We start from the raw sequence: 21677 nt of genomic DNA on the forward strand, positions 1-21677 counted from the left end.
TGTCAACGAGGTCTGAAAAGTAAACGATCGTAACCGCTGAGCTGCATTATCGGATTAGCTAAGATCACCCCCTAGTAGCTCTGAATCGAGAGGATGCATGGGGTCATGATCGAGGCATTGAAAACTGCTTTAGCTAACGACAGCCGATTTATTGATGAAAATGGAAACTTGTTGAGGTCTGCGGTCGTCAACGCCGCCCTCTCTATGGATGCGAAGTTAATTCAAGTGCTCATGTCAGCACCGGAATTGAAGGCCAATTTCTTCACCCATGTGGATGGGATTGAAGTGTTCGACAAGCAGAAGTTCATATGGGCGGTTGAATCCAAAGAATTTCTCCCTGACAGTTACACAAGATTTAGAAACAAAGTTGGTCTCGCCGATTCGAATGGACGATTTGTCAGCTCGAGTAACGATGTTTCCCTCGTATGGCCGTTTGCCGATTGCATCCTGGAAGGGGGGATGACGCATGAAGAAGCTGAGCGTAAAGAAATATTCTACAACGAAACCTTGGCACCAGACCAAATTACGGCGCTATTGGAGCCAAAAGCGCTGAAGAGAGCAATTCGCTACTCGAAAGACGGTGCAATCCCAGCGAAGAGTTTCGACCCGGATAGAGACAATCTGATTCTTCGGGGAAATAATTTGCAAGCTTTAACCACTCTCAAAGCAAATTACGAGAATGGATTTGAGCTAATTTACATTGACCCCCCCTACAACACTGGTGACGATTCCTTTCGCTACAACGATCGCTTTTCAAGATCGACTTGGCTGACATTCATGAAAAATCGTGTTGAGCAGGCAGTCCCCCTGATGTCTGAAAATGGTGTGCTTGCTATCCAAATTAGTTTCCACCAGGGTGCGTACCTACAAGTCCTCCTCGATCAGGTGGCTGGAATTCATCATCTGATGTCTATGCACGTTTTGGTTCGCCACCCTGACCGAAGTCTCACGGGCGATAAGTCCTTTAACGACGTGATGGAAATGGTACTTCTTTATTCAAAGAGTCCCAACCGCAAGATGCCGAAAAAAGTGACACCCAAAGACCCGGGAGAATACGGTTTAGAGGTGGAAATCTTTGGGGAGGGCCAAAAAGAAATGGTTGGTGGCAAGGAAGTAACAATTTTTCAGCCCAATGAATGGCGGCTTGAAAAGGTCGAGCCGAATGCGTCTGCGCTTAAATCCATCAGTATCCGAGGTAGCCTTCGCGAAGGAAATTCCTCGGGAAGATTCTATGTAGCACACATTGAACCTCAGGCTGGCAGCATGGAGCCAACGACGTTGATCCGAGTTCCCGGAATTGGAGATGATGGACGGGGATATCGGTACTTCATGACCCCAAAAAAGGGAAATAAGAACGGGACCTATTTTCAAGGAATGCCACAGTCGTCTTCGACGACTGAAACGCCCTATGCAAATTTCCAGAATTTTGTAGATGAATTCAACAATGTTGCTGGCGAGGGGGGCGTCAGCTTCCGGAAAGGAAAGAAGCCCGAGAAGCTCATTGCCTTTCTAATTGAACTGTTCACAGTGCCGGGACAGAAGGTGTTGGATTACCACTTGGGCTCTGGAACCACCGCTGCCGTCGCCCATAAAATGGGGCGGCGCTATGTCGGTGTTGAGCAGATGGATTACATCGAGACGCTTGCTGTCGATCGATTGCAACAGGTGATCGCTGGTGAGACCACGGGGATATCCGGTGAAGTCAATTGGCAGGGCGGAGGCGAGTTTGTGTACTGCGAAATGGCCGAGCTCAATCAAAAGGCCATGCAGGAGATTCAAGAGTCCCAGACAACTGATGAGCTCTTAAGCGTTCTTGATCAATTGGTCCAACGTGGGCTTCTCCGCCCAGAAGTACTGCCTTCCAGTCTTCAACAGAATCTTGGAGACTTTGAGGAACTGCCCTTCGGTGATCAACAGAGGATCGTAGCGGAAGTCGTCAACAAAAATCGACTGTACATTCCCTATCTGGAGATCGATGACCCTGAATACGCATTGTTAGATGAAGACAAAGCTTTTACTAGAAGTTTCTTTGGATCGGAGGCTCAATGATGGCTGCTCGTTCTTCACGCTTTCTCTATGAGGAACTCGACACGCTTGTTCAACATGGTGCCTCTGTTACCGAGCTTCCCAGTCATATCAATTTGAATCTAGCGAGCGGTGTGATTCTTAGAGATTACCAGGAGGCCGCGATAAAGAACTTCCTAACCTATGTCGGGTCGCCTTCGCTGAGGAAGAATAAGCAACTCCATACGCTCTTCCACATGGCAACTGGATCAGGAAAGACCGTGATAATGGCGGCGCTCATTCTCCAGCTGTACACCATGGGGTACCGCCGTTTTATATTCCTCGTAGACCGGAAAGCTATCGTCGAGAAGACCCGACTGAACTTCCTTGATTCGTCTGCGAGTAAGTACCTTTTCGCCCACTCGGTCATTATTGATGGCAGAAAAGTTCCGATTCAAGAGGTTAGAAACTTCGCGATTGTTGACGAAGAAGCAATCAACATATGCTTCGATACAGTTAGCGGGTTCCACAGTGCTCTGGCGCTTCCCAAAGAGAACGGGCTATCGCTTGACGATTTTGCCGATCACAAAGTTGCGATCCTTGCGGACGAAGCCCATCACGTCAACACAATGACTAAGAACGCATCGAAGGACGAAACTGAGAATGAGCGTTCTTGGGAGTATTCGGTTCAGCAGGCATTTGCTCAGAACTCACAAAACGCCCTTCTGGAATTTACCGCTACCGCTAACCTGAAGGACGACAACGTTCTGGCTAAGTACCGCGATAAAATCGTCTACAATTTTACTCTCGCGGAGTTTAGGGAGTCCGGTCGCACCAAAGAATTCCAAAATTTTCAGTCAGGTGCGACACCTTGGCAGCGAGTGCTCATGGCGCTCGTTTTGAGCGAGTATCGGCGATCCTTGGCAGCTGATGCGCGCCTCTTCCTCAAGCCTATTGTGATGGTAAAGGCGGATACAATCAATGCTTCGCATGAGTTCCGAGAGGAATTTTTCGAGCGACTGTCTTCTGTCACCCCTCGAGAGATTCTGGCTTTAGACGGCGGATCTGGGATCTTCAGTACAGCAGTCGAATACTTTAAGTCCCAAGATAAGTCCCTCGAAAGCCTCGTCCTGAAGCTGAGACTTGCGTTTGATGTTGACCGTACATTGGCTATCGATTCTAAGACAGCGACGGAAGACGCGTCCGTTCAAATTGCAGTCAACACTTTGGAAGATGAGTCCAACCCTTACCGGCTAGTGTTCGCTGTGGATAAATTGAACGAAGGCTGGGATGTTCTCAATCTTTACGACATTGTCAGGCTCTCGCAGACCAAGAGAGGTAAGTCGTTTACAACTCGAGAAGCACAGTTGATCGGGCGCGCCGCACGGTACAACCCATTTGTGGTTGAAGAGGGGCAAGAAGCTGGCAAACGAAAATATGATGGGGATATTGAAAATCCGTTTCGTGTCCTTGAAACGATGTATTTCCACTCGATCGAGGACTCGGAGTACATCAGCGATCTGCGCCGTACTCTCACCACCAATGGGTTGATCAATCCCGACCTCTTTACTGTTACTTACCGTTTGAAGGATGAGTTCAAAAAAACAGACTTTTGGCATAATGGCCTTGTCTTCAGCAATCGGCGAATTGAGAGACGCAGTAAGACAGCCGCACTACCCCACCGGTTGCGAATCGAAGAGGCAACTGTCACCCCCTTCAGTGGCGATTCTCGGGTCGTGGATCTGCTTACGTCTAAAACTGATGCTGGGATAAGCAGCCATATGAAGCCCCATACTTTTAGATTCGATGAAATTCCGTTGAACCTGCTAATTGGCACCCTGGACGAGTTCACGAACTTGCGCTTCGCGAAGCTAAAGGAGTTCTTTCCGGATTTGGCTGGAATTCGAGAGTTTCTTGTTGGGGATAGTTATTTGGGCGCCGCTAAAGTTCACATCCGAATCCCCGACGGTTATGCAATCTGTGCACGCGATCTGCGCCAAGGTATCCGCCAAGTACTGGAGGGTGTGGCTAAATATCTCGATTCCTCTAATGCCCAATATGAGGGTAGCCGGGAGTTCGTCGCCCAGCCGATTAGAGAGGTTCTGAGAGATAAGACGCTCAACCTGAAGGAACGCCATCAGGATGGATTAGGCATTTCGCAGCGCGAGGTTTCTGATGCCAACCTATTTTTGGATTTGGAAGCCGAGGATTGGTACGTGTTTAACGATAACTACGGCACCACCGAAGAAAAGCATTTTGTTCGCTACTTGAGTGGCATTATGGAATCTCTACAGGAAGAGTACCAAGAAGTCTTTTTGGTCCGAAACGAGCGCTTCGCCGAGCTTGCAATCTACGAATTTGAAACTGGCGAACGTTTCGAGCCAGATTTTCTATTATTCCTGCGTAAGAGTAACGGAGAAGACTTTAGCCAAGAGCAGATATACGTCGAACCCAAAGGCCAGCATTTGCTCGAGCAAGATGCGTGGAAAGGACAATTTCTCGAGAAAATTGAGTCTGAAGCGCGTCTCGTGAAAACTTACGTAGACAGTCGTGATTACCGTATTTTCGGTGTCCCTCTTTATTCCCATGCTGACTCAACTCAGGCATCTAAGGTAGAGGAAGCGTTTCGTGAGATAGCTTCTAATGCATCTCGAAGGAGCCTTCAACACAGGTGATCAGAGAGATGGCTAAATATGGTTGTTAGGTGCTAGCCCAAGACTCTCCGTCGGGACACGGAGAGCATCATTCCTAAATCTGTCCTGTCCCACGCAGGAAGTCGATTATTTGTTCGGCACCAGTCTCCCAGTTGGTGATCCGGGGGCCCGCGACGTCTTGGTTATACGGCTGGTCGTAGACGAAAGTGGGGATGTTCATCTCGCGCAGGCTGTCAACGTTCTCGGGTGCGTCGTCGATGTACACGTGCGCACCAACCGAGTCCTTCAGGCCCGTGAAGCAGAGGGACATGTACGGAATGTTCATGCGGTCCAGCCAGGCTGCGGTGTCTGACACCACCTTTGCGTGAGACCCGCCGAAGATCAGCCGGTGTGTCACCACGCGGATATGCGCGCCAGCGGCCGCGATCTTGCGCATCGCTTCAGGTGCCCCAGGGATGGGTTCGAGATCGCGGTAAAGGCCCTGCGCCACTGCCGCTTTGTGGTGCCCTAGGAAACCTTCGACGGTGTCGAAGCCCCAACCCGCGCGGTGCAGGGAGTAGACCTCGGGGTCCGGGAGCGTCGCTGGATCGACACCGCGCCGCTCGGCGACCACAGCGCGGATGCCATTGGTGTAATCGGCACACACCCCGTCGAGGTCCAAGCCAACGATGGCTCGGCCGCGGAAGGTTCTCTGGTTATCCTGAAGCTCAATCATGGTGCTTCCTTCTGCCCGCAATCCGGTTCATTATCTGGTTTAGGCACTTTAGCTGCCACCTCCGACGCAGTCGCCTGCAAATCTCGCAAGTAGTCGCGAATATCGAATTTGCCTGCGTAGAACCAGCAGTACCGGTCGGTCAGATACTCCACATCCCATGCGCCGGTTTCCATAACCGAGATAGCTTCGCGCTGGAGCGTGCCGTCGAGAAGCACACTGCGAATGATGTACTCCTTGTTCTCGTAATCGTGGTTGCAGAAGCGTTCGTACTTGTGCACCCAGATCAGCACCAACACCGCATGGACGAGGATGACCACCAGCAGGAACCCGATGATGATGTCGTAAGGCGGATAAACATGCTGAGGGCGTCCCGGACGGCACTTCGGTGGCCCATTGCTCTCATCCAGCAGCATCGCCACTAGGGGGAGAAGAAAGACCAGCATGGAGACCACGGCGCTCCAGACCACATGAAGTTTGGCCGTGGCATGGATCTCGCGGGCGAGCCGGTGGGTGCCGGTGGTGAACCACATAAAACCGAACAGCGCAAGCAGGAGCGGTAACGCGATGGCGTTGATGTCCAGAAGATTGCCCAGATCCAGCACACCGCTCCACAACACCCGGTCTGCGAACATGAGGCAGGCTGCTGCAGACGAAAGGAGCATCAGCCATGCCGCAGCCAACGGCGATGCCCCCAGGGTCGGCGCGAACCACACTCGCAGCCATTCCAGGGACCGCTCAGGCGACGGGTTGTACACGTGCACCCGCGACTGCGAGGGGCGCGACGTGCCGTGCAGATGCCGCTTCCCCATCCTGTGGCGGAAGCGATCGAGCATCTGCTTATCGACGGCTCCGCTCTCCCCTCCCCCAGGCACAATCAACCGCTTACAGGATGGTGTGCCGGGTTCGAGGTAGCCGCGGGCCTCGGGCACCGAGAACTCGCCTTCCAGGTCATCTTCGTGGGTGACTAGGCCGTACATGGCGATCAGATTGGCGCCTTCGGGAGGCTGGATCTCCAAATGCGTACTCGACGCGGTGAGGGTGGAGTACGCGAGGTTCATTGATCCAGCCCAGTCCTCCGGTCCGGACGTGTACGGGATGATCCTCTTCGGGCGGAGACGAACGTTTGAGCGTTCCGTGAGGCGTTCTAGTTCATCGCTGACCCGCCGGATCTTCCGGTTGTTCTTCTCCTTCTCGTTGACCTGCTCGTGTTCGGTCGACTCCTTGAGGTTGGGGTTGCTTAGGAACTCTTTCTCCGCCTCCTCCGGGTCATTGAAGCTGGATTGCTCGGCATCGCAGGTGAGTTTTGCTAACGCGCGGCGGGGAACCACGTTGTTTCCCGTACCCGTCCAAACAGCATCCGCATCGACAACGACGGAGAACAGATACGAGATGCTCATGGTCGACAGCAGGCAGCACATGATCTCGAGGCAACGGAGTGCGTGTTCTTTGTCCGCGTAGCCAGAGCTCATGGACAACGCATGAAGGATGGCGAGGGCCAGGCACTGCACCGGCAACGAAGAATCGAGGACGCTCCTCTCTTCGAGGTTGGTCCCGTCTACAACCACCTTGCCGCCCGGGATCAGCTGGCCCGCTTCTAGTACCCAGAACGAGAGGTCGATATCCGCCACGGTCAGATGGGGGTCGGGTTTGCTGCGTTGGTGCGACGCTGCGAGCGCGAGTGCAGCGAAGAGCTGGTGGCGGTGACCTTCTTGCACCGGGTAGACCAGATCCTCGAACTCCGCCGATGGGTGGCAGCGCAGGTCGTAGATGATGTCCAGGATGCCCTGCCTAATCAGCAGATCCGCCTGGCGTTCGGTCCAGGGGACGTCGAGGACCTCGAGGAGGCGCTGAGATAGCGAGAGCTCGTCGGCAAGCAATCTCAGCGCTTGAAACGGTAGGTGCCCGTTACGGCTCATCTGCATTGAGGAGGTGGATTCGCCGTTGAACTCCAGGTCGAGGTTGATCAGCATGCCCTTGCGCAGGAACGTCAGGGGGACCATGACCTGGTCGCTGCCTTTGCCATAGCGAAGAGCTTCTTCATGCGGCAGCTCGAAGTCGAAGCTGAGGCGGCGGCGGGTCTGCCCGTTGGCAATGAGCTGGAGGGAGTCGACTCGGCGGCGCATCCACTGCCAGTCCGAGATCATCGGGAGCACCGCGGCCGCAAGCTGGTCGTCCGGTTCTGGGATGGGGTGAAATCCCCCGGACCGTGAATCTCTGGGCAGAGATGAGAGCTTGGCCAAAGCAGCATCTTCTTCGGCCCAGCCGGCGGTGACCGTGCGGTTCACCTCCAACGGGAGCACCTGCGTCACAGTCTTCTCGGCCTGATCCTGAATGAGCTGAGCAAGGGTGATTTGCTCGGACACTGGAGGCGCGGTTGCTGTCACGCCTGGGTTTGCGGGGCTCGGGCTGTGCGACATGCGGTGAAGTTTAGAGTGCGGGAGGCTGCGCTGCCTGTAAGCGAATGCACTGACGGAGCACGTACATTGTGCTCTACGCACACCACGTCCTCTGCGGCGAATGCCGTGGCGGCGTGGTTTTCTTTTCGAGCCGGGGGTAAATCGGATGAAATACAGCAAACCTCACCCGACTCTCGACCAACAGTTTCAGCTATCCGCAGACCGTGGCCTGGATAATGATGACTGGGAGCTAAGGAAGGCTGACCTCGCGCGAATGCGGTACACGACCACGTGATAGCGACCTAGGTGCACACCAGCTCTGGTTTTCAAAATATCGCGGCCAGCTAGAACGGTCTTCTGGTGAAGACTTTATGAAGCACCACAAGGCACGGTACGGGGAAGCGTTACCCGTCTGGATCGTTATGGAAATCATCGACTTTGGCAGCGTTACTCATCTTTTCAAGTTCTTGCCGGTAGCGACCAAGAATACGATTGCTCGAAACTATGGAGTAACTCAAGGCACGGTATGTTTAGACCACGTATTTAGTAACGGTGTGGTGGGTTTCGAGTAACGCTCGGGTGGGTACCGAGTAACAGCCGGGCCAGTGCGCCTTAAACGTATCCCATTGGTCCTCCTAGCTGTCCGCTCAGCCGGATTCGACGTGCTGAGCTACGAGCTGGCGAAGCAGCACGTAGCAGCGGAACCGCGGCCCGGCCCGAAAGGAGGGACCGGGTAGCAACTGAGTATTGGCCGTGCGCAACCGGCCTCGTGATCAACTACACCACGACTCTACATGCAGAGCGTGGTGTTTTGTGCTGCGAGAGCTTCACTGGCATTTTGGAACGGGGAAGTGCGAACGCTGCTGGCTCGAGCAGATTTGGCGAAGAGTCCAGCCTCTCCTCTTAGCACAAGAATTGAGGTCGCCCGGCAGTCGATCACAACGGGCGTCTCTGACAATGTCGGCGCACTGAGGGGCGCGTCACCAGAACACTGTTCCGGACTGTTACTGGATGCTCACCAACCCGTTACTCGATGCCCACCACGGTGTTACTAGATGCGGCCACACAACACACGGTATTCGAGGGTCTGGAATCGAGTGATGGTGACGAAGCCGCGCATTCCTGGTGAGAGTGCAATTGGCTCTGAGGTGCATCATCTGAAGTAAGCTCAGTCAAACAAGATTTATCCCTTAGTCGCGTTGCTGGGCTACTCGTTATCATCCTTGGACTCGCTCAACGTGTGGAATAGCCGAGCCGTTGAAGTGTTTGATCGCTTCGCGGAGATACCAAAACTAAGGAGAGTGCAATGGGGTTCCCATCGGATTGGCGATCTCTCGACCTCTGGGCTGCGGGATAGCAGGAGGTCGTGGGAAACCTTGGGACGTCGATACGCCGCCTATGCGTAAGGATGAGGAGCGTCGGGCCGCGCAGGTGGAGATTGATGCGATTGTGGCGTTGTCGTTGGGTGTGACGGCGGATGAGTTGTGCATGATTTATCGGACGCAGTTTCCGGTGATGCGGCGATATGACCAGGAGGATCGGTTTGATGCGAATGGTCGGGAGGTGCCGAAGGATGTGATGAAGTTGCAGGCGAAGTTGCGTGATGGTGAGGAGTTGTCGGTGGCGGATCGGACGTGGGTGCATCCGCAGTCGGGTGTGGAGTACGTCTTTGAGTATCCGTTTAGGCAGTTGGATCGGGAGGCGGATATGCGGAAGGCGTACGCGCGGTTTGGAGATGATTCTCTCAGAGCGGAAAGGAGGCTTAGGTGCAATGAAAAGTCAGAGGAGAAAGGACCCTCAATTGTAGAAACACCGACCCATTGAAAACGGATTATACAACCGATTTTCAGGCGCAGCTGGAAAGAGACTCGCTGAGAACCGCGACACGGGACAAGCCTAGTGAGCCGGTAGCCGGTTGGGTTTGATCCAAAACATCCCACTACGGACCTTATCTCTGAAGCGGTCCACGGCGCTATGTCTACCTGCGGCTTACCTCAACAATGCGTCCACAACCTTTTTTTCCAGAGTCGCGTCGAGATCTTCTGCTCTTATTAGCTCCTCAATGCCAAGTCGATCAATCATGACTACACAGGAGTCCTGACTTGAGAAACGGAGCTCTTGAAGCATAGCGCTCTCAGTGAACCCGCTGAGCGACACAAGAAAAGCAATTCGAGAACTTCCACGATTTGTCTGCAATTTGGTGAGCAAGACCGAAACTACCTGTTGAGAAGCCTTTTCGGCTCGATTCTTAGCCTCTACTAAGATAAAAGGTGTGCCTGATTTCAGCCACACGCGAGGGCTAAAGTTATCAACTTGAAGCACTAGGTCAATTTCTTCGGTTTCAGTCCTGTAATTTCTAGAAACCAACTTGAGGTCTCGCACTTGTGCGAATAGGAAGGCAAGTAACCCTTCGAGGCGCTGTCCTCGTTCCTGTGGAGTTCCAGTGTCAATATTCGCCCAAGCCAACTCCCCTACATTGCGTCTATGCTCGGGGCTAAGGGGAACTCCTACCTCAGCCAACGTGACCAACACGCTGCGTGGCTTGAACCGAAGTTCACTTGATAAGTCATCGACCACTAAGACATCTGAGTCGAGACTGACTAGGAATGATACTAATTCCGGTTTATAAAGAGCTGCGACAGTAAGCGCTATTGTTATACTGAACCCGTTTTCCTTCGCTTCTTTCAATCGACGCTGAGTATGAAGTGGCAGCTGTGTGTCAAGAAAGACATAAAGAACGTTCCTTCCGTCGGCCGATAGCGCAGAGGGGCGCCAATTGAATTTTCCAAGCTTGACTACTTCCGCTTTCCGCCAGCCCTTCGGATTCTCCGAGTCAAGAATTTCCTTGAGGGTCGCTGCAACGTCCTTAGCATCGACTGGTTTTCCGTAGAAGGATTCAGTTGGGCAGCCCCCTGCATCTTTCCCTTGTGAGCTATTCATCGGCATCAAGCAGCGCAGAAAGTTTGGCGATCAGGTCACGACCAAGACGATTAATAGTGTCGCGGTCCTCTTGGTCAGTCGTGTTTGAGAGAAGCCTATCGAATGCTGCAACCATTGAAGCTGTCCGCCGGGACAGTTTGTCCACCTCTACGAGGGTCTGAACCGTCTCTTCGTAGGCGTCCTCGATCGTGGAGTCTGGTTGGTCGATTAGATTGCGAATCGTAGCATCGAATGCAGACTCATCTAGGTCGTTTACTTTTGCATCTTGGCCAGCAAATTTGATAATTGGAGAAACTTTGCGAAGGCTCACTGTGTCGGTGATTACCTGGTCCAGGCGCTTTTTAACGAAAGCTTCGCTGATGTTGGATTCACCGTACTCGGTTAGAAGATTTGGCCGATTATTCTTCAAAGCGTCAATGACATTCTTTTTAAGTTCCCAAAAGAAGTTGAGCGGAATCTGGCCGTTTCGGATGTGATCTTGCCACTCATCAGGCAAGGTCATTACGTACATAAGTTGACGCACTCTGTCCAGCGAGAGACCAGTAAGGTCGCGTAATTCGGTCTCATCCGCAGCGCGTCCTTCCGATTTTTCGATTTCATCCGCTAAGCGTTGCAAAGCCTTAGCGGTGGGGATGTCACGCCACGGTTCGCGAATCAAATGGATGTTAAACATCTGCTGCAAGATTTCGCGCTCGCTTCGCTCTTCTGTCACAACAGCAGGTATTGTTTCGTTTCCTAGCTCGAGGGAGCAGCGATAGCGCCGTTCACCATCTACCAGAACGTACTTTTCGCCCTTGGGATAAACAACGATTGGGACGAGGACGCCTTCTTGATCAATGGATGTCGCCAAGCGGTCGAGTTCGCTCTGGGGAAAGTCCAGCCTCGGGTTTGCATCATTCGGCAGAACGTCATCGATATTTAGTTCTCGAAGATCGGCACCTTTGCTCAAATTGTCGGTGCGTTGCGCGTCATCGAGCTGCGGATTGATTTCGTCAGAAGGTGCAGACATAAAGGTTCTCCGTTGCTTGCTTCTTGGATTTGCCATTAGACCCGCCCATAGTTGAATGATTCGCAGGAAATGAGAGGGTATGAATGTCGTTAAAATATTCTCGCGCGACATCAGCCGGAGAAAGGTCCCACTGCGTAAGAAGGCCATCAGCAGGGTAGCTGATGACGAGAGGTACTCGCATCCTGGCAACGCTCCGGCATAGTTCATGGAACGACGCCACTACTTTTCCTTTCAAGCAGAATCCAGTTGTAAAGCGATCCGAGCGATTGCGGCCCGCTCCGCTAGAGTCCGGGAAATCGTACTTGTACAGTGTCTCGTAGACATGGTAGTAGCGACTGTACTGGTCTTTTGTGTAAGGAGGATCGGCGTATATGACCCCGGCATTATGAAGCTGACCAGATCGCACTAGGTCGAGGGCATCACCCAATAGTGCGACATTCCCAGATCTCCATCTTCTCGAACCAACGAGGTTAACTCGTAATAAGGCATCGCCGAATTCGTCCCATATAGAGCGTTTCCAAAAACGAACAATACGAGCATGAGATGGCCTGGAATTTGGTTTAAGAAATTGAGCTGTGTGGCCTGGCGCATTGATTACTGCGGAGGTGGCGGAGAGCCACGCTCCTAACAGCCAATCACGATCGCAGGGGCAGTCATCGGAATCGATGGCTGAGCGAATCGCATCTAACTCCATTGCCTGTCTAAGGCTCAGGTAGCCAGCGGAAAAATATAACGTTGCTAGTTCGTAGTGCTGGCTTCCGCTCGCTTCTGCTGCGTGTCGGGCGGCTTGCCTATGTTTCGTCGAGTTCCCCACATGCTGCGCCTGCGCCATGTAGTTTCCGAGTGCATTTTCATCTTCCGAGAGTGCGGAGTTCTCTACTGCCAGTTGATCAGAGTATTTCAGTTCTAGCTCGCGCAAGCGAGATTCGTACGCTGGTTTCAAACGGGCAGCGGTGGATACAGAATCCGCTGATCGCTCGAGAGCAGTGAAACGCGCTCGGGAAATACATGCTGAGAAACTAAGCGCGTCGTTGGTTACCACTGAAACTCCATCACAAAGACTCTCAGCAACGCTCCCCATTCCCGAAAATAGATCTACCGCTCGACTCTCACCGGTAAGACTAATGATCGTTTCTCGGACAGGGTCAGCCATATGGCGCTTTGTGCCCATATATCGCACAACCATGAAATAGCTCCCTAATGCTCCATGATTTCGTATCGGGTCATATGCTAGTTCATTGAGAAGTTCCCACCGGCGACGTCGATGCTCTAAACGACGATAGAGTCGATGTTGTGTCCACCCTTATCCCTGTCCACGCATCCGAGCACGTCCTAGGCGGTGTCTCCGAGCACCTGGCCACCGCATTTCGCTGGCGAACCCGGAGACGTCCAACGCGCTGAAGGCGTTTCTGGAGGACACGGAACGCGGCATGTTCCACGGGCCGTACGTGCGGGTGCGGCTCCCCTACGCGCGTGCCATCGGGTGGGACGGGATCCTGGACTGGATGCCCTCGTGGTTCACGCCGTACCACCACCAGGCGGAAGCGTTCCGCAGGCTGCGCAGCCGGGACGAGCATGGGGAGCGTCGCCCGGATCCCACGCTGGTGATCACGGGTACCGGCTCGGGTAAGACGGAATCCTTTCTCTACCCCGTACTGGACCACGCCGCGCGTGCCCGGGCTGAAGGCCACACCGGTGTGAAGGCGCTGCTGCTGTACCCGATGAACGCGCTGGCGAATGATCAGGCGGACCGCTTGGCCAAGCTGATCGCGAATGAGCCGGCGTTGGCGGGTGTTACGGCGGGTATCTACACCGGTGAGGCCAGGGGCAGTGTGAAGAAGGTGACGGCGCAGTCGCTAATCAATGATCGCGACGAGATGCGACTCAACCCGCCGGATATCCTGCTCACCAACTACAAGATGCTGGATCAGCTGCTGCTTCGTCCAGAGGACCGGGAGATCTGGCGCAGGTCCGCAACGTCGCTGCTGTACCTGGTGTTGGACGAGTTCCACACGTACGACGGCGCGCAGGGCACCGACGTCGCGCTGCTGCTGCGTCGCCTCGGGCTGATGCTGAAGGAGCACCAGCCGGAGGACTTCCTTGGTGAGTACGCGTCGAACCCGCTGGGGCGCGTCACTCCCGTGGCAACGTCGGCAACGTTGGGTGGTGACGACGATCGCTCGAAGGTGCTCGAGTTCGCGGGCACCATCTTCGGCGAAGCGTTCACGCCGGACGCGATGGTGAGCGAGAAGACGCTCACGTACACCGAGTGGACCGAGGAGATCGCGCAGACCTACGGGCGTAGCACCACTCCCCTGCCGCCGGATATTGATGAGCTGCGCGGGATCGTGGACGCGGTCGCGAACGACACCTCCGGGCGCGACCACGCGGACGTGGTGCTGGACATCTTCCGCACGCAGCTTTGGGGTGTGGATGCGGGCGCGGACCTCGACACGACCATCGCGGCCTACGCTGTGCACCTGATTACGCAGGCGCTGCTCGGTCGCGCCGGGAACGTCAAACCCCTCATCAAACGCGAGGGCGAGGACGCGAAGACGCTGCCGGAGGAAATGTTCGACCCGATCGTGCTGCGCAGCCTGGGCGAGGACACCGCGCGGGAGTTCGTCACCCACCTGCTCACCGCGGTGGCGCACCTGCGCGTGCTCGCCGTCGAGGCGTACGGGTTTGGTGGTAAGCGCCTGCCCGGTGTGGAGACGCACCTGTGGGTGCGCGAGGTCTCCCGCATCGAGCGCGCCGTCACCCCTACCGAGGATGGCCAGGTGTTCCGGTTTGCCGACGACGGCCACATCGGTGTGGAGGACTCCGCGGTGTGGCTGCCCGCCATCTACTGCCGCGAATGCGGCCGCGCCGGGTGGATGACAGCCCTTGAGCCGGGTACCGACGCGGTGGTGCTCAATGGTGGGGAGATCCGGAAGGCATCCGTCGATAAGCCTGAGCTCCCGCGGCCACTCATCGATGCCACGAACGAGTACCGGAGCGCGGTCGCCGAAGGCATGGAGCTGGGCGCGTTCGATGGCGAAGACGGCAAACGCGCGCTGATGTGGTTCCACACGTCCATGCGCACTTTGAGTACCACCGAGCCGAGCGATGAGGATCGTGCGGAGGGGCGCTCGGTGCCGGTGCTCGCGTACTCGGGGCTGGACGCGGCGGCCTACGCGCGCGAGCAGGTGTGCCCGAACTGCGGGGAGCCGGACGCGGTGCGCTACATCGGTTCGCGCGTGGCCACGCTGCTCTCGGTGGGGCTGTCCAACCTCTTCGGCATGCCGCAGCTGGCTCAGGAGGAGAAGAAAACGCTCATGTTCGCGGACTCGGTGCAGGACGCGGCGCACCGGGCGGGGTTCGTGCAGTCGCGGTCGAGGGGGTTCGGGATTCGTACGCTCATGCGCAGCGTCGTCGGGGACGAGGATGTTGCGGTCGCCCAGATGCCGCTGCGGATCCTGGAGCGCGCGGACGCCGCCGAGGACCGCTGCGCGCGCGTTTCGAGCTGCTGCCGCCGGAGATCGCGGACGCGCCCACGTTCGTGCCGTTCTGGTCCAAGGACGCGGACGAGAACGCCCGGCGCGAAGCCACCCGCGCGGAGCTGCAGCGCCTGGAACTGGACGCGGTGCTGGAGTTCGGGCAGCGCGCGTCCGCTTGCTGCGAAAGCAGCGGGTGGTAATCCGAAACGTCCCCTGTGAGCGCCTGAAGCTCATCATCGCGTCCAGGATTCATGAGGACGCTCACGAATCGAGCTGACCGGGGATCACCCTTGAAGTGTTGGGGCACGTTAGGCCAGTAGCCGGGGTAGACCCACTCGCGGAGGCTTAGTCGGTCGGATTCGCTTAACCCTTCAAACGCCTTACGGTCCTCAGGGTGGAGTGCGCACCACCAATCGTCCTGCGCGTGTTTGGCGAACGTTGGGTAGTTTCCGAGCGCGCGCCAAAAAGTTGTGAGCTTGTCGTACGCGTCTGCTGTGCTAATCGTCATCAGCGCGCCTCTCCGTTTCGATCTGCGGCACCTGGTGGTCGGCTTCGTCGCCTTCACGATCCTCCCAGTCCGCCAACGTTGTGGATGGTTCGTCTTGTAGGTGCCACAGTCTCCGTCCATTCGCGGCGCCTCCGACAAGAAACGCTGCAGCCGCCGATGGGCTGGTGAACTCAAGGTCCGAGAGCAAAGCACCGTTTTGAATCTGATCCGCGTAGCGGTCGCGGGTTGCGTGCACCCCTCGTTGCGCACTCGGCAAGAGCTCCTCCCGCAGTTGTGACCCTGCAAGCACCAGAAACCCGTTTGTGGTTCGTTGGCCGAGGCCTTGCACACCGTGGCGCGGAACGGTGAGTTCAAACATCGGCTCTTCGTGCTGGGATTGGAGGGCCGAACCTGTAGCTGTGGTAGCTGCAGTGCGCGACTTCAACGATGTGGCTTTAGGTTGAAAAGCCGAGATGCCCAGGGCGCTGATGATCAGGTTGGTGTTCTCGATGAACTCGTCGAGCTCTGCCTGCGTTTCCTCGCTGACACTGCCGGCGGACGGGGTGTTGCCGTTGGCTACCTCGTAGCGGCCCGCCTGGATCGCGCGCTGGTGGAAAGCGTTTTCCAAGAAAGTGATCTCGGTTGCTCCCCATGAGTCATCCACCACAACCACGTAGATGATGCGGTTGAAAAAGTCCTTGTCTTCGCTGCGTGCATGCTCCGCTGCCCGTGCGAACGCGACACCATTCTGCCGCGGTGCTGTCTGCCCAATGTAGATACGCGGTTTATCGGTTTCCGGGTTCGTACCGACCAAGAAGTACACCGCCGGGTGGTTGAGCTCGGGACGGCGTCGCAGCTCCTCGGAATTGAGCTCGGTTCGGGGAATTGAATAGACCCGCCCGACCCAATTTCTAATCGAGGCCTTGATCGGCCCGGCGGCAGTGCCGTCCATCATGAAAAGCTGCAGCGTTTTCGGGGAACCCATGTGGTTGAGAGTAATCCGAAAATCAAGCTGACTCAGATTGAGGTGACGGAGGTCGCCGATGGGTCAACCCTTGCGGACTCCGCATTGCGCCGTGTGGGGCCTGCCGAGATTCGACAGTTGCGCAGCGCCATCAGTTAAGCCGGGGTCGGCAATGCCAAGAAGAACTGTGGCGCGGGAGATAGAGTGTTCCTATGAAAAAGCTTCCTCTCCTTGCTGCAACAGCAGCACTACTCATCACAACACTGTCCGCGCCTGCTGCTAACGCCGAGCTGACCCCAACTGAGCGGGACCAGTTCCGCACCGATCCCGTCGGGGCGATTGCTTGGCAAGCTATTAAGGGCTCTTCGGAATACGTGCGCGCCGATGGCAACACCATGATGGCCGCGTCCTTCTTCTCCATGACTTCGCCCGGGGAGAGTATCGGCCTGCCAGCCCTGGAGAACTGCGCCGAGCGCGTCGGCTCCTCTTCGCCGGCAGGCGGTGTGCGCTACGTGGCGGCAGCCCTGTGCGCAACCTTCGACCCGAATGCCCGCAGTCAGGTGCAGCGCGGTGACTTTGGCTACGCGCCGCTGGGCTAAGCCGGTGCGTCGATAGGCGGATCGCTGCGTGTATGCGGCCGAAACCACCCTGCGAGCTCGCCCCGGCGGAGCGAACGCGCCGATCTGATGAAAAATATCGCAAAATCGAGGGTGCGTGCGTCCAATTCGGATCGAACGCACCGAAATGCACTGTTTTGCGCTAAACTTACGGCCTATTGGAACAGATTCGGTGCGAACGTTCCGTAATGCGATCGGCGAGGAGGCGTGGTGCGTGGACATTGAGGCACTCGGCAGTTTTGTGCGCGCTGAGCGCAAGGAGCGGAGGCTGACCCAACTGGAGGTCGCGGAGCTTGCGGACGTGTCGGATCGGTTCCTCCGGGAGCTGGAGCATGGCAAGCCGACGGCGGAGATCGGCAAGGTGATCGAGGTGCTTGCGGTTCTCGGTTACGACCTCGAACCTGTTGTGCATAGGGGTGATCTGCTGTGACGTCCCCGGTTGTTGCAGCAGACGTGTACGTGGGCGAGGAACTGGCCGGCCACTTCACCACTCATGCCGATGGCCGCACGGAGTTCGGCTACGTGGAGGGCGCCACGAAGGCTGTGGCCTCAACGCTGCCGATCAGTGGCGCGCCCTATGTCACCTCGGCAGGTGCGCTCCCGCCGTTTTTCACCAACCTGCTGCCTGAGGGCAGGCGGCTCTCCACGTTGAAGCGTTCGGTCAAGGCGTCGCTCGACGATGAGTTAGCCCTCCTCGTCGCTGTCGGTTCCGACACGGTCGGTGATGTCAGCGTCGTTGCGCACGGCAAGCCGCTCGCGCCCTCCCCCGCCGTGATCGATTTGTCTGGCCCGCTCGATTTCTCGGCGGCCATCACTGACGCCGGAATCGCGGACCCCATTGCCGTTCCCGGCGTGCAGGACAAGGCATCGGCACGCACCATTGCGGCCCCAGTTCGCGGCCACAACACCGAATACATTCTCAAGGTGTCCCCGCCCGAGTACCCGAAGCTTGTAGAGAATGAGGCCGAGTGCTTCGCCATCGCAGCCGCCGCCAAGTACCCGCTCGCTGAAACGCAATTGCTTATCGACGCCTCCGGTCGCCCCGGACTCCTCATCACCCGCTTCGACCGGTTAGACGGCACCCGGCTCCACGTCGAAGACGCTGCGCAGGTCATGGGCCTGTACCCGAGCGCGAAGTACAGCCCAGCAATGGAGGAAGTGGCTGAGGCGTTGATGGGCGTGAGTGCGTCGCCAAGCTTGACTGCCCGTTCAATCGCCTTCCAAGTCGCCCTTGCCTGGCTGACCGGAAACGGTGATCTACATGCGAAGAATCTGTCGTTGATCTGGAGGGGCCGCAGGGCCGAGATGTCCCCTATCTACGACATTCCATCAACTGTGCCCTACGGGGATTCCACGATGGCGCTGTCGGTGCAGGGGCGCAAGGACAACATCAGCGGCAAGGCGTTCCGGGCATTCTGCACGGAGATCGGTTTGACGGTGAACGCAACCAAGCGCGTTATGGCCCAAGCCCTGCGGGTAACCGATGGTGCCGCGGAGCGGATCGTGGCCGCGGCCGATTTCGATCCACGCCGGGCGCGTGACCTCAGGAGGGTGCTGGATCGACGGAGGAAGTTGTGGGGCTGACCTTTGGTGCGTCGATAGGCGGATGTCCACTGAAATGAGCACGTGAGGGGCTGTGCTCGCACCGGGCGCGACGTACGCTGCCGGGCATGGGGATGAAAACTTGGAAAATTGGGGCCAAGGCGGCGGGAACGCACGTTGGGGGCCGGGTAATTGTTGAGAATCCGGGGCGCGAGCTGAACGTGGCTGCACGGGCGCTCGGGCAGGAAATTGTGGACGCCGTGAACCGCACGGCGAAGCAGTGGCGGCCTGTGGACGATAGGCAGCCGGTCACTGGCGAGCGCGCCGAGGAGCTGGTCAGCTACACCGTGATGGCGGGCGTCCCGTTGATGATGCTGCGCGACGCGATGACGGCGAACAGGGCGGCGCGTGCCGCGGGGATGCTCGCGGAGATATGTAGGGATGCGATGGCGCTTGAGCCGAGGTTCGCTGCAATTTACTCCCTTGCGGTCACGGCTCGTGAACAGGCTGAACAGGGGATCATGGAATTCATGCCGGTGCTGTGCACCAGCATCTCGTGGGCTCTGCCCCAGCCGGTGCGTCTTGGCGCTGTAGCCCATGCAATGCGGGTCGAAATCAGTGAAGTGACGCTTCCGACACTTGGAGGTCCGAGGCGCACAGGCCTTGCGGGCATGCGCATGGATTTCGAGTGCGAAGAAGTTCGCGGCGTCGAGATCGTGCCCGAGCCCAGCACAATCTACTTTCCGCTGCCGCTGTTCGGACCCAACAAGGCGGAGCCGGACGTGGTGCTGGAGATGTGGGTCGGCGGCGTGCAAGTGACGGTGGATCTGAGCACGAAGCGTTCCGGGTTCGGCGCGCTGCGGGAAATCGTGTACGCCGTGGAGGAGGTTGTGGTGGTGCACCGGTTGGAGCGGGCGCGCGTGCGGCCGGCGTAGGAGCGGGCACGTACGCGCATGAAGGTCCGATACGAGGACAAGAATCTGCAGCGCCTAGCAGAAGACCCCGATTTTCGTTCAAAGCGGTGGAGCCCTGAACTTACGCGGTCCTACCGGCGTCAAATTCAGATTCTCCACACTGCTCGCGATGAACGAGATTTGCGGAGAATGAAGTCGTTGCACTTGGAGCAGCTACGGGGAGACCGTTTAGGGACTTCATCAATACGGCTGAATAAGCAATATCGCCTTGTTATTCGATTTGAAACTAGCGAAGATGGACGCATCGCAGTTGTTATTGAAATGGTCGACTACCACTGACGGAGGTGAACAATGGCTACTCAACCCTTGGCAGAAGCGTTCCCAGTAGGAGATTTCCTCGCGGAGGAACTGGAAGAACGTGGTTGGAGCGAAGCAGATTTCGCCGCGATCATGGGACGGTCGACGCGCTTCGTTGAAGAGCTCATCTCGGGTGAGCGGGAGCTTACGCGGGAATCCGCCGAGCTGGTCGGAGCAGCGCTGGGTACCTCGGCAGAGCTGTGGCTCAATCTCCAGGACACATTTCTTGCGTGGAGACAATCCCACGACGAGAAAACTCAGGCGAGCCTTGCCGCTGTGAGAGAAAGGGCGCGCCACCGCGAGCTGGCTGACTTGCGCAATGCGCAGCAGTCAGGGCTGACTGCTTGGGCGCGCTTTAGCCGTCGATAAGTTTGGCGGTTGCCGGCAACTACCAAAGATATCGGATTAACTTTGGTAGTCTCCCTCGTATGAACTGGCCGCGGGTGGAAACTGAGACGCTTCCGTGGTCGCCCGCGCCCGATTCGTACCCGCGGCGGGCGGCGAAGAGGATGCCGCGCGAGTATGAGGCCGCAGTGGTCCCGAAGATTGCGACTCAGCCGCTCGGGCTCAGCGAAGAAACTCGTGCGCTGGTGGAACAGGCGACGGTCGCGGCCGTGCGGTTCGATACGACGGACGCGCACCGGGTCGTGCCGTTTACCCCGCTGCTGCTGCGCAGTGAGTCGGCCGCGTCTAGTCGCATTGAGCAGCTCACGTCGTCGGCTCGCAAGGTGCTGGAGGCGGAGGTCACTGGCCGCGGGCGGGGAAATGCGGCGCTGATTGCGGCGAACACGCGCCAGATGGAGGCCGCCGTGGAGCGGGCGCGCGTGAGCGTCGACGACATCGTGGAGATGCACCGGATCCTGCTTACGGATTCCGCTCCAGAGATCGCGGGTGTGCTGCGTAACGCTCAGGTGTGGATCGGCGGTAGCGACTACTCCCCCGCCGGGGCGATGTTCGTGCCGCCCCACAAACGCCGCCTTGGAGAGCTGATGGCGGATCTTGGCGAGTTCATGGCGCGCGATGACCTCCCGGCGCTCGCCCAGGCGGCGATCGCGCACGCGCAGTTTGAGACGATCCACCCGTTCGCCGACGGCAACGGTCGCACGGGCCGCGCGCTTGTGCATGTGGTGTTGCGGGAGCGTAGCTTAACGACGAGCTCCGCCCTCCCCCTGTCCGCCAGCCTGCTCACCGACACAGCTGGGTATTTCGCCGCGCTCGATGCCTACCGCGGCGGCGACGTCGACCGGATCGTGCAGCTGTTCGCCCGCGCCGCCATCGACGCCGCCGAGCGCGGGTCCTGGCTGGCAGCGGAGCTTGGTGCCGTGCGTGCGGAGTGGAACGAGCAGCTCACAGCCCGCGCCGACGCGCTGGCCTGGCGGGTGCTCGACCTGCTGCTGCAGCGGCCCGTGTTGACCACGGCGGCGGTGTCCGCGGAGTTTGGCGTGTCAGCGGAGACGGCCCGCAACGCCCTGGAGCGGCTAGAGGTTGACGGCATCGTCATCTCAGCGCAGTTGGATAAACGCCAGCGCGGGTGGCGCTCGCCCGACGTGCTCGCGTTGCTCGACGAGTTCGCCGAGGCCTCCGGCCGCCGGGGCTGAG

Annotated in this window: 17 protein-coding genes and 1 pseudogene; 12 read left to right on the forward strand and 6 right to left on the reverse strand. The window is 57.3% G+C overall.

Annotated features, from left to right (window positions below; all coding sequences use genetic code 11):
- Positions 1-105: 105 nt before the first annotated feature.
- Positions 106-2049, forward strand: coding sequence for a DNA methyltransferase (locus HMPREF2791_RS00910; protein WP_168168280.1), 1944 nt, complete (start codon positions 106-108; stop codon positions 2047-2049).
- The gene (locus tag HMPREF2791_RS00915; protein WP_083327839.1) at positions 2046-4679 is read left to right on the forward strand and encodes a DEAD/DEAH box helicase family protein; all 2634 of its coding nucleotides are present in this window, start codon (positions 2046-2048) and stop codon (positions 4677-4679) included. Before HMPREF2791_RS00910 ends, HMPREF2791_RS00915 begins: the two co-directional genes overlap by 4 nt.
- Before the next feature lie 73 nt (positions 4680-4752).
- On the opposite strand, the gene HMPREF2791_RS00920 is transcribed toward HMPREF2791_RS00915, so the two are convergent.
- Positions 4753-5373 (reverse strand): 5' nucleotidase, NT5C type, encoded by a 621-nt coding sequence (locus HMPREF2791_RS00920; RefSeq protein ID WP_070843849.1) that lies wholly within the window; start codon positions 5371-5373, stop codon positions 4753-4755.
- The gene (locus HMPREF2791_RS00925) at positions 5370-7790 is read right to left on the reverse strand and encodes a hypothetical protein (protein ID WP_141764877.1); all 2421 of its coding nucleotides are present in this window, start codon (positions 7788-7790) and stop codon (positions 5370-5372) included. The genes HMPREF2791_RS00920 and HMPREF2791_RS00925 overlap by 4 nt, the downstream gene beginning before the upstream one ends.
- Before the next feature lie 239 nt (positions 7791-8029).
- Between HMPREF2791_RS00925 and HMPREF2791_RS12360 the strand changes: the two genes are divergently transcribed.
- Entirely contained in the window at positions 8030-8341 is a 312-nt protein-coding gene (locus HMPREF2791_RS12360) for an Abi family protein (RefSeq protein WP_168168281.1), read from the forward strand.
- A 796-nt stretch (positions 8342-9137) separates the two neighbouring features.
- Positions 9138-9500, forward strand: a pseudogene (locus tag HMPREF2791_RS00930) (type II restriction endonuclease subunit M); the annotation flags it as partial.
- A gap of 258 nt (positions 9501-9758) precedes the next feature.
- Here HMPREF2791_RS00930 and HMPREF2791_RS00935 read toward each other — a convergent pair.
- From HMPREF2791_RS00935 to HMPREF2791_RS11485, 3 genes are read right to left on the reverse strand one after another with little or no spacing between them, the layout of a single operon-like run.
- Positions 9759-10715 (reverse strand): PDDEXK family nuclease, encoded by a 957-nt coding sequence (locus HMPREF2791_RS00935; protein ID WP_246825280.1) that lies wholly within the window; start codon positions 10713-10715, stop codon positions 9759-9761.
- A complete protein-coding gene (locus HMPREF2791_RS00940) occupies positions 10702-11718 on the reverse strand; it encodes a ParB/RepB/Spo0J family partition protein (protein WP_083327841.1) in 1017 nt (338 codons plus the stop codon). Before HMPREF2791_RS00940 ends, HMPREF2791_RS00935 begins: the two co-directional genes overlap by 14 nt.
- Positions 11702-12760, reverse strand: a complete 1059-nt coding sequence (locus HMPREF2791_RS11485) for a DNA adenine methylase (RefSeq protein ID WP_246825281.1) — start codon at positions 12758-12760, stop codon at positions 11702-11704. The genes HMPREF2791_RS00940 and HMPREF2791_RS11485 overlap by 17 nt, the downstream gene beginning before the upstream one ends.
- Positions 12761-13148: 388 nt before the next feature.
- Here HMPREF2791_RS11485 and HMPREF2791_RS00945 point away from each other — a divergent pair, with 388 nt between their 5' ends.
- Positions 13149-15416: a DEAD/DEAH box helicase gene (locus tag HMPREF2791_RS00945; protein WP_070843852.1), complete on the forward strand. Its 2268-nt coding sequence runs from the start codon at positions 13149-13151 to the stop codon at positions 15414-15416.
- Positions 15417-15694: 278 nt separating this feature from the next.
- Here HMPREF2791_RS00945 and HMPREF2791_RS00950 read toward each other — a convergent pair whose 3' ends face one another.
- The gene (locus tag HMPREF2791_RS00950; protein ID WP_083327843.1) at positions 15695-16669 is read right to left on the reverse strand and encodes a GIY-YIG nuclease family protein; all 975 of its coding nucleotides are present in this window, start codon (positions 16667-16669) and stop codon (positions 15695-15697) included.
- A gap of 191 nt (positions 16670-16860) precedes the next feature.
- Here HMPREF2791_RS00950 and HMPREF2791_RS00955 point away from each other — a divergent pair, with 191 nt between their 5' ends.
- The 7 genes from HMPREF2791_RS00955 to HMPREF2791_RS00980 all read left to right on the forward strand — a co-directional run bounded on the left by HMPREF2791_RS00955 (position 16861) and on the right by HMPREF2791_RS00980 (position 21676).
- The gene (locus HMPREF2791_RS00955; RefSeq protein WP_070422092.1) at positions 16861-17247 is read left to right on the forward strand and encodes a hypothetical protein; all 387 of its coding nucleotides are present in this window, start codon (positions 16861-16863) and stop codon (positions 17245-17247) included.
- A gap of 190 nt (positions 17248-17437) precedes the next feature.
- Positions 17438-17695 (forward strand): helix-turn-helix transcriptional regulator, encoded by a 258-nt coding sequence (locus HMPREF2791_RS00960; RefSeq protein ID WP_246825282.1) that lies wholly within the window; start codon positions 17438-17440, stop codon positions 17693-17695.
- Positions 17692-18849 carry a type II toxin-antitoxin system HipA family toxin gene (locus HMPREF2791_RS00965; protein ID WP_070843854.1) on the forward strand — a complete coding sequence of 386 codons (1158 nt, stop codon included), beginning with the start codon at positions 17692-17694 and terminating at the stop codon, positions 18847-18849. Before HMPREF2791_RS00960 ends, HMPREF2791_RS00965 begins: the two co-directional genes overlap by 4 nt.
- An 86-nt stretch (positions 18850-18935) precedes the next feature.
- A complete protein-coding gene (locus HMPREF2791_RS00970; RefSeq protein ID WP_070843855.1) occupies positions 18936-19742 on the forward strand; it encodes a hypothetical protein in 807 nt (268 codons plus the stop codon).
- Between the two features lie 18 nt (positions 19743-19760).
- The gene (locus tag HMPREF2791_RS11490) at positions 19761-20060 is read left to right on the forward strand and encodes a type II toxin-antitoxin system RelE/ParE family toxin (protein ID WP_083327845.1); all 300 of its coding nucleotides are present in this window, start codon (positions 19761-19763) and stop codon (positions 20058-20060) included.
- A gap of 12 nt (positions 20061-20072) precedes the next feature.
- Positions 20073-20447, forward strand: a complete 375-nt coding sequence (locus HMPREF2791_RS00975) for a helix-turn-helix transcriptional regulator (RefSeq protein WP_070843856.1) — start codon at positions 20073-20075, stop codon at positions 20445-20447.
- A gap of 59 nt (positions 20448-20506) precedes the next feature.
- A complete protein-coding gene (locus tag HMPREF2791_RS00980; RefSeq protein WP_070843857.1) occupies positions 20507-21676 on the forward strand; it encodes a Fic family protein in 1170 nt (389 codons plus the stop codon).
- Position 21677 lies beyond the last annotated feature (1 nt).

It is taken from the genome of Corynebacterium sp. HMSC034A01 (genome assembly GCF_001838175.1).
Lineage (GTDB): Bacteria > Actinomycetota > Actinomycetes > Mycobacteriales > Mycobacteriaceae > Corynebacterium.

What these genes read in the sequence shown, in the direction of transcription:
- HMPREF2791_RS00925 (WP_141764877.1), bottom strand. Translation starts at nt 7,790, where the DNA reads ATGTCGCACAGCCCGAGCCCCGCAAACCCAGGCGTGACAGCAACCGCG.
- HMPREF2791_RS00910 (WP_168168280.1), top strand. Translation starts at nt 106, where the DNA reads ATGATCGAGGCATTGAAAACTGCTTTAGCTAACGACAGCCGATTTATT.
- HMPREF2791_RS11490 (WP_083327845.1), top strand. Translation starts at nt 19,761, where the DNA reads ATGAAGGTCCGATACGAGGACAAGAATCTGCAGCGCCTAGCAGAAGAC.
- HMPREF2791_RS00935 (WP_246825280.1), bottom strand. Translation starts at nt 10,715, where the DNA reads ATGCCGATGAATAGCTCACAAGGGAAAGATGCAGGGGGCTGCCCAACT.
- HMPREF2791_RS00915 (WP_083327839.1), top strand. Translation starts at nt 2,046, where the DNA reads ATGATGGCTGCTCGTTCTTCACGCTTTCTCTATGAGGAACTCGACACG.
- HMPREF2791_RS00975 (WP_070843856.1), top strand. Translation starts at nt 20,073, where the DNA reads ATGGCTACTCAACCCTTGGCAGAAGCGTTCCCAGTAGGAGATTTCCTC.
- HMPREF2791_RS00970 (WP_070843855.1), top strand. Translation starts at nt 18,936, where the DNA reads ATGGGGATGAAAACTTGGAAAATTGGGGCCAAGGCGGCGGGAACGCAC.
- HMPREF2791_RS00955 (WP_070422092.1), top strand. Translation starts at nt 16,861, where the DNA reads ATGAAAAAGCTTCCTCTCCTTGCTGCAACAGCAGCACTACTCATCACA.
- HMPREF2791_RS00945 (WP_070843852.1), top strand. Translation starts at nt 13,149, where the DNA reads ATGTTCCACGGGCCGTACGTGCGGGTGCGGCTCCCCTACGCGCGTGCC.
- HMPREF2791_RS00980 (WP_070843857.1), top strand. Translation starts at nt 20,507, where the DNA reads ATGAACTGGCCGCGGGTGGAAACTGAGACGCTTCCGTGGTCGCCCGCG.
- HMPREF2791_RS00920 (WP_070843849.1), bottom strand. Translation starts at nt 5,373, where the DNA reads ATGATTGAGCTTCAGGATAACCAGAGAACCTTCCGCGGCCGAGCCATC.
- HMPREF2791_RS00940 (WP_083327841.1), bottom strand. Translation starts at nt 11,718, where the DNA reads ATGTCTGCACCTTCTGACGAAATCAATCCGCAGCTCGATGACGCGCAA.
- HMPREF2791_RS00950 (WP_083327843.1), bottom strand. Translation starts at nt 16,669, where the DNA reads ATGGGTTCCCCGAAAACGCTGCAGCTTTTCATGATGGACGGCACTGCC.